This window comes from Frankia sp. CcMO1 (genome assembly GCF_977945845.1).
In genome coordinates, this window is record NZ_CDWTMG010000123.1 from 2,960 (window position 1) to 13,940 (window position 10,981).

The following is a 10,981-nucleotide window of genomic DNA, read 5'->3' on the forward strand; positions in this document are numbered from 1 at the left end:
ATCGCCGTCACCGTAGACGGCACCATCCTCGCCCTCGACACCCAAACCCTAACAACCCGAACCCTGACAACCCAAACCCCAACGTGACCGCCCCCACACCCACCCTCCGGCCGGCCGCATCGCAGCCGAGCGGGACAAGCCACGCCGGCTTCGTCCTCACCACGCCGGCACCGACGGCACCGCCGACCAACTCCTCCACTCCTCCACAAGGTGAGCGCCCCCGCATGACCCACACCCCGACCGGCACCCTGCTCGTGTTCGACTGGAACGGCACCGTCATGGCCGACACCGACCGCGCCCACCACGCCACCAACGCCGTCCTACACGGCCACGGCCTCCCGAAACTCACCCTCCACCAGTTCCGGGCCGCCTTCCAGCTCCCGCTACGCACCTTCTTCACCGAACTCGGCCTGCCCCCACCGCCACCGCCACCGCCGAACAGGAATGGAACACCCACCTCAGCCACCTCCCCGCCCAACCACGCCCCGACGCCACCGAAGCATTCACCCGCCTCACCGCCTACGGCGCCACCCTCGGCGTCGTAGGCGCCGCCAGCACCGCCACCGTCCACGCCGACGCCCACACCGGCGGGCTCAACCCCCTCCTACACTTCCTCGACGGCGACGTCACCGACAAAACCCACCAGCTGCGCCAACGCCGCACCACCACCCGCGCCCTCTACATCGGCGACACCGCCTACGACATCCACAGCGGACGCGCCGCCGGCTACCAGACCGTCGCCATCACCAACGGCTACACCCCCACCCGCACCCTGCACACAGCCAGACCCGACCACATCATCGACTCCCTCACCGAACTCCTCGACCTCCTCACCTGACAGGAAGGCCCGCGCCCAGACGGGCGCGAACCTCATGCCACCTCCCAGCCGATCAACCCCGCAGGCTGTACTGTAGGTAGCGCCGAGGACACGAAGGCCAACCCGGTAGGAACCGCCGGGTCGTCGTCGACGAAGGCCTGCTTATCCACGACGAGATCTACTTCAACGCCGGACGGCTCGCCCCGTCCGTCTTGGACTACCTGCTGCTGGCCTGGCCGGACCGTCGCGCCCATCGCCGCACGACGCCCTGGGCGGACAGGAGCCAGCGCCCCGGCCCGTCGCACTCGGCGCTCCTTCGCGGAGCGCCGGAGCGCCGGCAAAGGATGGGTATCAGAGCTGACCGAAATCGATCTCTGCCGCGAAGGGAGCCGAGATCTTGACCACGCCGGTGAACACCTCTCCATCCCGGTAGGCCCCGCTCGCCGGATCGAGGACATAAGTGTACACTGGACATAGGTATACACCAGCGGAACACCGGTAGCGGCCTGCTCGACCCGCCAGTAGAAAGCGATGCCGGCCCTGGCGTACTGGTCCACCTTCACGATCCTGTCGGTGGTCTCCGACCCCGGCGAGACGATCTCCACAACCAGCAGCACGTGCTCGGGACGGGTGGGCGTGACGTCGATCGTGTCCGCGCGATACACCACGACATCCGGACGGCGATTGGTGAGCGGCACGCCCTGCAGCCGGACGTCGAAGTCCGTATCGGCGTTCCAGTCCGCCCCCGCGGCCACCTCCAGAGCGCTCGATGGGCACCGCCTTGCCTCTTGCCCAGATCCCTCTTCCCCGGACCATTGACCGCGAGACTTGGCCGTCCGCGCCTGGGGACGGCGCGACCTCGCCTCCACCGGCACGGGCGGGATGCGTGGTCGGCGCGTCAGGCGCTCGGGGCGGTCGCCGTCTCCCGCTCCGGCTCGGCGTCGGTAGCGGGGGTGTCCGCGAGGCCGAGGCCGAGGTGTTCGACATGGTAGAGGGCCTGGTCAAGGAGCTCGGCGACGTGGTTGTCGTAGAGGGAGTACACCACGGAGCGGCCTTTGCGGGTGCCAGCCACGAGGCCGAGATGGCGCAGCAGGCGGAGCTGGTGGGAGCAGGCGGACTGCTCCAGACCGACCTCGGCGGCCAGCTCGGTCGCGGCGAGCGGGCCCTCGCGTAACCGGGCGAGGATCAACAGTCTCGACGGGGCCGCCAGCGATTGGAGAGTGGTGGCGACCTTGCCCCCGCTGCTGTCCGCGGTCGCCACCGCCGGCCGCCACGGCGTCCTGATCAAGTCCGTCCTGATCAAGTCCGTCCTGATCAAGTCCGTCCTGATCAAGTCCGTGCTGGTCATGAAACGCCTCGGCCAGGTCGACGCCGTCGCGCTGGACAAGACCGGCACCCTCACCGAAGGCACCCCTCGGGTGACGGACATCCAGCCGCTGGCCGCCTCCGGCCTTACCCAGGACGGCCTGCTGGCGCTGGCGGCGGCGGCCGAGCACCCCAGCGAGCACCCGCTGGCCCGCTCCATCGTGGCAGCCGCCCGCACCCGCGAACTGAACATCCCGCCGGTGGAGACCTTCACCTCCACAGCCGGCACCGGCGTGACCGCCACCGTCAACGGCCATCCGGTCGCGGTCGGCAGCCCCGTACGGCTGCTGGGCAGCCGCTCCCGGCACCCGGCCGCCGCGGTGGCCGCCCGCCTGGAAGAAAAGGGCCGTACCGCGGTCCTGGTCATCCTGGACGACACCCCGGTTGGTGTGCTGGGCATCGCCGACCGGCTGCGCGACAAGGCCGCCGCCACCGTCACCGCCCTGGCCACGGCGACCGGCACCGCGCCTGTCCTGGTCACCGGCGACAACCCGCGCGCCGCCGCCCACCTCGCCGCCGAGGTCGGCATCGCCGACGTCCGCGCCGGTCTACTACCCCAGGACAAAGTCACCGCTGTCCAAAACCTCCAGCAGGCCGGCCGGAAGGTGCTGATGGTCGGCGACGGCGTCAACGACGCCCCCGCACTCGCCGCCGCCTACGCCAGCATCGCCATGGGCCGCGCCGGCTCCGACCTCGCCCTCGACACCGCCGACGCCGTGGTGGTCCGCGACGAACTGGCCACCATCCCCGCTGTCGTCGCCCTCGCGCAGCGGGCCCGCCGCCTGGTAGTGCAGAACCTCGTCATCGCCGCGTTGTTCATCACTGGCCTGGCGATCTGGGACCTGATCGGCACCCTGCCGCTGCCGCTGGGAGTCGCCGGCTACGAGGGCTCCACCGTCATCGTCGGCCTCAACGGACTGCGTCTACTCACCGACGCCGCCTGGCGCCGCGCCGAGCGGCCAGAACACTCGACTGAGATCGCCCGTCCTGATCATCACCACCGGAACGCGCAGGAGTAGGGGCCGCCCCGCCCAAGGGAGCACCTACAGGCACGAAGATTGCCTTCGGCCGGGGGTGGCGGTCCCAAGGTCCCGCCAGAAAGCTTCGTCAGTCCCTGCTGATCGGGGCGGAACAGAAGGGCATTGTCGAGTCGACGATCCGTCGGTGACCGACTTGAAGGAGCCAGCGTGCCCATCTGGCACATCCGTCCCTACGAGACCGTCGACTACGCGGCGACAGTACGCCTGCTGGAGGAAGTGCGGAGCACCCTGGGCGGCCCGCCCATCAACCTCACCGACACCGTGCTGGCGCTGCGGCACGAACTCCCGGACACCGAGTCCCCCGCGGTGGTCGCCGTCGCGGGCGAGCATCTCGTCGGTGCCGCGGTCGGGCGCAAGGAGGGCGGCCAGGGCCGGGTGCTCACGGTCGCCATCGCGCCCGCCTGGCGTCACCACGGCATTGGCTCCAGCCTGTTGCAGAGCGTGGAGAACCTGCTCCTGCACGCCGGCTGCCGGCGGATCACCACGCTGATCACCCCCGGGCAGCCGGGTGAGGAGGCGTTCCTCAACCGCGGCTTCACCGCTACCGGGCAGGTACTCTACGACAAGCAGGTTCCCCTGCGCCCGGCGGACGTCTCCACCGTCGAGCGGTGGGGCGGCGCGCTGCTGAGCACCTCCGAGTGGTCCAACCTCGCCGGGATGGAGGAGGAGCGCGCGCTCATCGAGAAGCGGCTGCTGCTGCCGGTCCGGGAACGGGAGCTCGCCGAGGCATACGGAGTCGTCATCCCGACGGCGATGCTGCTGTTCGGGCCGCCCGGCACCGGCAAGACGTCCTTCGCCCGGGCGGTCGCCGCCCGGCTGGAATGGCCGTTCGTCGAGCTGCTGCCCTCACGGCTGGCCTCCGGCGGCAGTGGGCTCGCCGCCGAGCTGCGGTCAGCGATCAACGACCTCATGGGGGTCGAGCGGGTCGTCGTGTTCATTGACGAGGTCGACGAGATCGCCCAGTCACGCGAGACCCGGCCGGAGAACCAGTCCGTCGTCAACGAGCTACTCAAGGCGATCCCGCAGTTCCGCGGGGTGCAGGGCCGGCTGCTGATCTGCGCGACCAACGCGGTCTCGGCGCTGGATCCCGCGTTCATCCGGCCCGGCCGGTTCGATCTCGTCCTCCCTGTCGGGCCGCCGGACGCCAAGGGGCGCCGGGTGCTGCTCGAAGGGCTGCTGGACCGGGTCGCGAACAAGGGGGACATCGATCTGGACGCCGTCGTCGCGGCCACCGACCTGTTCACGCCGGCCGATCTCTCGGCGGTCGTGCAGCGATCCGCCGCCGCCGCCTTCCACCGGGCCGCCGACGGGGCGAAGGTCGGCGCCGGGGCGGGAGCGGAGAGCGGCGGGGGCGGCCACGGCCCGGTGGTAACCCCGTTGAGCACGCAGGACCTGCTGGATGCCGCCCGGCTGGCCCGGCCGACGATCAGTCTTACCGAGCTGGACCGCTTCCGTCGTGACGCGGAGGCCTTCACCCGGATCTGACCTGCCCCGCCCCGGCAGGGACGACCTGCACCGGATCCGGATCCGGTGTTGATAACTTTGATTTTTCGGTATAGAAAAGCATTTCCTGACCCGAGGACGAGACGCGGCACGAGAGAGTTCTCGACGAGACGAAAACCGCAGCGATCTTCCAAAACGATCACAATGAGGTTTCGCCATGACCGACGGGAATCGCAATCTCTACGTAGTCGCCTGCGGTGGCGGGTACCCCGCCGGGGACCTTCCCGCCTTCGTCAAGGAGTCGAAATGAAATAACTTGCGCGTTTCGAACCCTCCACAGGCCTGTGACCTGCGATGATGCTCTCGATCACGTATTTGTTACTTCATTACGTCCCCTGAGCCGGTCGAACTTCAGGAACACGACGCCTACACCTGGACGCCACTCACCGAGGAACAGCCCGTGACGGACGCTGTGAAAGACGTGCTGAGTAAATACCGGGAGCTGCGCGGCGTGTAAATTTCAGCCCAGCCACAAAGAACGCGGCCCCATACTGATACTCGCCAATATGGGGCCGCTTGGTATGTCGACGCATGTCTATTGAGAACACCCGCGGGTCGGGCGCTCCCCCGCGCGTCGAGGCCAACCGGCGGGCAGCGGGCGGGCCACCGGGTGCCGGCTACGGGCGGACACCGGCCTCCCGGGGATTGGTCCATAGATCGGTGCCGTGCGCGCTTGTCAGGAGATCGATGCCGGCCAGGACTTCCGCGGCGGGCCGGGCCTCCAGGCGGCGCCCATCCCGCAGCCGCAGGGAGACCCGCTCGTCGGCTGCCTCCCGGGCACCGATGATCGCCTGGTAGGGCACCAGACGAGCGGCCCGGACCCGCGCGCCCAGGGTGCCGCGCTCCGGACCGGCGACCTCGGCCCGCAGTCCCCGGTCGGCCGCCTGCCGGACCAGCGCGAGGGCGTGGGGTACCTCGGCGTCGGAGATCGGAAGGACCACCAGCTGGACGGGCGCAAGCCATGGTGGAAAGGCACCGCCGTGCGACTCGATGAGGTGGGCCACGGCCCGCTCCACGCTGCCGATGACGCTGCGGTGGACCATGACCGGCCGGCGCATCGCGCCGTCCGGGCCCGCGTAGTGCAGATCGAACCGTTCTGGCTGATGGAAGTCGATCTGCACGGTGGACAGGGTGGCTTCACGGCCGGCGCTGTCGACGATCTGCACGTCGATCTTCGGGCCGTAGAAGGCCGCCTCCCCCTCCACGGCCTCGTAGGCCACCCCCGCCGCGGTGACAATTACGACAGCGGTGGCGGCGGCGTGAGTGACGGCGGCGTGAGTGACGGCGGCGTGAGTGACAGCGGCATGGGCGGGCGGGTAGCGGGCGGGGTGGCCGCGGGTCAGCGCGCGAGGATGCTCAGGATCTCGCTGACCGAACGTCCCCGCGCCGCGAGGGGATAGACGGTGATGGCCAGCCGGATGAGGTTGTCACCCCGGCGGCTGACGCCCGCGGCCGGGACGGGCCAGACCCGGTCCGTCGGGCCGGTCGCCTCCCAGGCAGCCTTGATCGCGGCGAGTGGGCCGGCGACGTCGCCACGCCGCCAGGCGTCGGCGGCCCGGGCGGCGACGTCGATGACGCCGGGACCGGCCGTGGCGACCGCGACCGCCGCCTCGGGACCCGCGGTCAGGATCCACGGCACGAGTCCCGGTGTCGGCTCGATCCGCTGCAGCAGCGAGATCATCGCCTGCGACCGGGGCCCGGTGACAATGGGCGCCGCCGGCGCCCCGTGCCGCGCGACCACGTCCACGGCGCCCGGATGTGCCTGCTCGACGCCGGCCAGGGCCCGGCGCACCGCGGGTTCCAGGTCGAGCGAGGCGAGTGTCACCAGCACGGCCACGGGTATCCGGGCGAGCAGCCCCCCGAGCGGCGCGAGCACCGGCCGGTCGGCCTCGGGTACCCGGCCGAGACACGCGGCCGCGGCAGCGGCCTCGGTCACCGCTATGCCGTGCTCCAGAGCCAGGCCGACCACGGCGACCGGGTCGTCCGTGGTGGCGGCGACGGCCAGATCCACCTCGTCCGCGCCCGCGGGCAGCAGGTCGGCGACCGCCAGCAACCAGGCCCGGGCGGGCGGGTCCAACGCGCCCAGCGCCGACACCAGGCGCGGCGCCCCGTGCAGCGCGGCGGCCACCCGCACCAGGCGGGCACCGCAGGTCGCGGCGACGGTAGCCGGGTCGAGCGCGACCAGCGACACTACCTCCGCCGCGAAGGACGCGGACGAACCGGCAACCCGACCAGGCGAACCAGACGAACCAGACGAACCGGATGGACCGGATGGACCCGTGGTGGCCGGCCCCGCCGGACCGGTGGTGAGGGGTCCTGTGGGGTCCGGCTCGCCCCGGGCCGCGCGCGCCGCTTCGACGAGCAGCCGGGGCAGCGGCATCGTGCCCCAGTGAGCGGCCAGATAGGGCGCGGAGACACCCTCCAGCGAGGGGGCGCGGACTGCGCCCCGCGGCGCAGGACGCCCTCCGCGATCGCGGTGTCGAGCACGTCGGCCACGTCCTGCCCGGACATCCGGGCGAGCCGGACCAGCCAGTCGCGCGCCGCCCCGATCAGGCTGGCCCTGTTCAGGGTCTCGGCGAGCGGATGGATGCCCCAGCGCCGGGACAGGTACAGCCCGACGACGTCGTCGTCGAACAGGGCCACCGCCCACGCCGACATGCCCGGCCTGCCGAGCAGGTTCTCCTGGAAGGCGGTCTCGATCACCGTCGACGGGTCCGCCGCGACAAGCTCGGCGAACTGCGTGGTCCAGACGATGTCCTCGACGGCGAGGCATCGGACGATCTTCAGCAGGGTGTCGAGCGGCAGGACGCCCCACCGGGATCGCGCGAACGCGACGACGCGCGGATCGACCCACCAGCCGGGATCGGGCGGCGGGTCAGCCTGGTGCAGGCCCGCCGTGACGGCCTCGTCGACGAGGTCGCCCGGATTCGCGCCGAGCGCGGCGCCGAAGGAACGCAGCCACTCCAGGTCGCCGTTCACCAGGACCCGGACCGTCGCCATGATGTCCCGCAGCGACCGTTCGTCCCAGCGTGCGGCGACGTAGCCGGCGATCAGCGGCGGCAGCGCCGCGTCCGTCGGCGAGGCCTCGCCGAGGATGCCCTCCGCGACGGCCCGGTCGATCGCGCTGGAGACCGGGACCGCGGCGGCGTCGGCCACCGCGCGCAGCCAGCCGACGCTCGACCGCGTCAGGTCCCGGGCCACGTCGAGCAACGCCACCAACGGCACCGCGGTCCACCGTTCGGTGAGGTAGGAGGCGACGTCCGCCTGGGACCAGTCGGATGGTGACGGTGGCCGCGCCTGGCCGAGCAGGCGCTGGGCAAGTGCCGCGTCGACCACCTCCGACACGGACACCCCGACCGTGACGGCCACCGAGCGGATCCAGAGCAGGTCACCCGCGGCCAGCACCCGCCCGAGCTCGATCAGCTCGGCGAGGCTCGTCGTCTCCCACCGTTCGGCGAGGCACCCGGCGATGTCGGGGTCCCACCGCGACGGCGGCACCGGACCCGGTCCGGCCAGGAGGTTCTCCTCGATCGCCCGGTCCCGCACCTCGTCGGCCGCCAGCCCGCCGGCAGCCGCGAGGGCCGCGCACCAGTCCGGCATCCAGTCCGGCTCAGGGGCGACGACCGGGGTCTCGGCGAACGCGGCCCGCGGGTCCGCGACCGGGGCCGACACGTCCTCGGCGGAGGCGGTCGCGGCGGAGGCGGTCGCGCCCTCCACCACGCCACCGTCCGCGCCGCCATCCGGGCCGCCGTCCGGGCCGCCATCGAGCACGAACCGGCGGACCTCGTCCTCGGTGAGTCCGGGCACCGCCTCGGCGCCGGCCCGCGCGAGCAGCTCGATCCGGTGGACGATGCCGCTGCCGGGCCGCCCACTCACCGGGCTGGTTCCCCCCCGCAGCACCTCGGGCGTCACCCGGGCACGTTCCGTGAGTTCCCGGATCAGATCGACGGGCAGCAGCGGCGCGCACCGCACCACCGCCGGCGCCGCGCCGGCGACCGCGAGCGAGACAACCGCGTCGCGGTCGAGTCGGGGTGCCCGGGCCAGCACCTGCCCGGTCGCGGCCACCCGTTCGAGGGCCTCGGTCAGCTCGGTCAGGCCGACCGCGGTGATCTGCCAGACGTCACCCCAGCAACCGGTGAGGACACCAGTCGCGGGCAGCGTCTCGGCGAGCAGCATCCGGCGGGTCTCCGGCCGGATCCGCTCCCGCATGACCAGCCGCATCACGTCGATGACGATCCGGCGCTCGGCCGGCAGCGGCCGCAGGACCGCCGCGAGCTCGTCGAGCATCTTCGCGCTGTCCCGGGCCGCCAGGACGCTCTGCTGCTCGGCGAGCTCCGCGGTGACCGTGACAATCAGGTCCGGCCGCCCGGCGAACGCCCGACCGATCTCCTGCAGCATCGTCATGATTGCGCTACGCCCACCGCGTTGCGGGCTGCCGGTGTCGGCCGCGAGGGCACTCTCGTCCGGGTTCACCAGCAGGTGCGCGAAGGCCGCGGCGAACAGCCGCCGGGCCGCGCTCTGCCCCGCCGTCGCTCCGATGCGCCTGCGCAGCCCCTGCAACGAGACGTCATCGACCAGCGGCAGGTCCCTCCAGGCGCGCGGAGCGTGGGCCTGGCCGTCCTCGTCGAGCAGCGGCAGCGCGAACTCCACCCGCTGGCCGGCGCTCGCCAGGGCGTTCGGTTCGATCAGAGCCGCCGGGTCGACATCGAAGGCGATGATCCGGGCCGGATCGGGCACCGCGCCGTCCGGTGCCCGGTGCGCGGACCGCACGCGTCGCAGCGCAACCAGGGTCCGGGCGAGGTCGTCGGGCGGGCAGAGCAGCCAGCCGGAACCGCCGAGCAGGCCAGCCAGCGGGCTGGACAGGTCCGCGGCCTCGAAGGCGGCCACGCCGACCGCCGCCCGCCCGGACTGCAGGCTCGCCGCGAGGCGCACCGGCTCCGGGTTGACCCGGCGCTCGGCCGTCATGACCTCCGTCCCCGCCGGCGCGAACACTCCCCGCAGGCCCTTGGGATCGCCGCGCGGGGTGAGCGTCTCGTCGAAACGGCGCACCGTCACCGGGCGCTGCTCACCGGCCTGCAGGACGGTGGTGAGATCGACGTCGAACCCGGTGCCGGAACGCGGCACGAACACCCGGACGCCGTACCTGAGCTTCATCACGACGAACCGGGGGTCGACCCGGTCGACCGTGCCCAGGTACGTGCCGCCGACCAGGCCCCGCTCGAAGCGGGGGTTGCGGTCGCCGAACCCGCCACGGGCCGCGGCGTCGTGATGGTAGGCGATGATGACGTCGGAGGCGGCGAGACCCTCGGTGATCTTCGTGCGCCGCGCCGCGGCGGCCAGCGTCGTGAGCTCCTCCCGGAGCCGGCCGGGCTGCAGGTCGGCAACCCGGGCGTCGATCCCGCAGCCCCGCAGGTACCGGTCCACCGCCTGCTCGCGCGCCGCCCGCGATCCGCCCGTCACCGCACCGTAGGCGGTCGGCCGGCGGCCGGTGGACAACCACCCGATCAGCCGGGCCAACGCCCGGACCTGCGCTGCCCGCCACTCCTCCAGCGGGGCGTCCGGTGCCGGGATGTCGTCGCCGAGCAGTTCCACCATGTCCTGGCTACGTTCGGACGCAGGCGGGATCACCCCCCGGGCCGGCGCGTACCCGTGGCGGCCGTACCCGACCAGCCGCAGCGATCCCCGGCAGTGCACGAGATGGTCCGGGCTGAGCTCGATGGGAACGACGCCGAGCTGGGTCGCGGCGTCGTCGAGCAGCGCGCCGAGCGGGGCGAGCATGTCCATGACGTCCGCGGGGGCGGCGAACTCACCGTTCGCGAGCTGCGCGGCCATGCTGTCGTCGCCGCGTTGCCGCTCGAGCGGGTCGGTGAGCGGGCCAGCCGCCCAGCTCGTGATGTAACCCGTGGGCGCCTCGTAACCCGTGGGCGCCCCGTCGGGGCCGTCGACGATGTCGAGCAGCAGGGGGGTCAGCGGGTTGCCGAGCGAGAGCAGCTCCATACCGACCCGTAGCGTCGACGGGCCGCCCGCGCCGGCCGTACGCAGGGCGCCGAAGCCCAGCCCGGCGAGGCTGACCAGGCGTACCCGGCAGTCGGCCCCGGCGCCGCGGATCCGCCGGGGCATCTCCCGCCAGGTCCGGCCGCTGCGGCCCACGACCGCCGGACGCTGGTCCGCCGCTTCCCCCGCTTCCCCCGCTTCCGCCGGCGGCGCGCCCGGCGTGGACCGCGCGCCTCCGGTCCGCGCCGGCCGGTGTCCCCGC

General features: G+C 72.5%; 8 protein-coding genes. 3 read left to right on the top strand and 5 right to left on the bottom strand.

Annotated features, from left to right (window positions below):
- The first annotated feature begins 262 nt into the window (after positions 1 to 262).
- Positions 263 to 838 (top strand): HAD family hydrolase, encoded by a 576-nt coding sequence (locus AC08OU_RS15085; RefSeq protein WP_476601797.1) that lies wholly within the window; start codon positions 263 to 265, stop codon positions 836 to 838.
- A 32-nt stretch (positions 839 to 870) separates the two neighbouring features.
- On the opposite strand, the gene AC08OU_RS15090 is transcribed toward AC08OU_RS15085, so the two are convergent.
- Positions 871 to 1,572 carry a Uma2 family endonuclease gene (locus AC08OU_RS15090; protein WP_476601794.1) on the bottom strand — a complete coding sequence of 234 codons (702 nt, stop codon included), beginning with the start codon at positions 1,570 to 1,572 and terminating at the stop codon, positions 871 to 873.
- A 143-nt stretch (positions 1,573 to 1,715) separates the two neighbouring features.
- On the bottom strand, positions 1,716 to 2,078 hold the full coding sequence (locus AC08OU_RS15095) for an ArsR/SmtB family transcription factor (protein ID WP_462185896.1): 363 nt from the start codon (positions 2,076 to 2,078) through the stop codon (positions 1,716 to 1,718).
- Here AC08OU_RS15095 and AC08OU_RS15100 point away from each other — a divergent pair.
- Entirely contained in the window at positions 2,041 to 3,201 is a 1,161-nt protein-coding gene (locus tag AC08OU_RS15100; RefSeq protein ID WP_476605160.1) for an HAD-IC family P-type ATPase, read from the top strand. The genes AC08OU_RS15095 and AC08OU_RS15100 overlap by 38 nt on opposite strands.
- Before the next feature lie 168 nt (positions 3,202 to 3,369).
- The gene (locus tag AC08OU_RS15105; protein WP_476605161.1) at positions 3,370 to 4,707 is read left to right on the top strand and encodes an ATP-binding protein; all 1,338 of its coding nucleotides are present in this window, start codon (positions 3,370 to 3,372) and stop codon (positions 4,705 to 4,707) included.
- A gap of 635 nt (positions 4,708 to 5,342) precedes the next feature.
- Here AC08OU_RS15105 and AC08OU_RS15110 read toward each other — a convergent pair.
- From AC08OU_RS15110 to AC08OU_RS15120, 3 genes are all read right to left on the bottom strand, one after another.
- Entirely contained in the window at positions 5,343 to 5,945 is a 603-nt protein-coding gene (locus tag AC08OU_RS15110; RefSeq protein ID WP_476601811.1) for an aminoacyl--tRNA ligase-related protein, read from the bottom strand.
- Positions 5,946 to 6,064: 119 nt separating this feature from the next.
- Complete coding sequence (locus AC08OU_RS15115) at positions 6,065 to 6,916, bottom strand: hypothetical protein (protein WP_476601810.1); 852 nt, start codon at positions 6,914 to 6,916, stop codon at positions 6,065 to 6,067.
- Positions 6,916 to 10,981 (bottom strand): hypothetical protein (locus AC08OU_RS15120; RefSeq protein ID WP_476605162.1); only part of this gene is annotated, 4,066 nt, incomplete at its 5' end. The genes AC08OU_RS15120 and AC08OU_RS15115, both read right to left, overlap by 1 nt.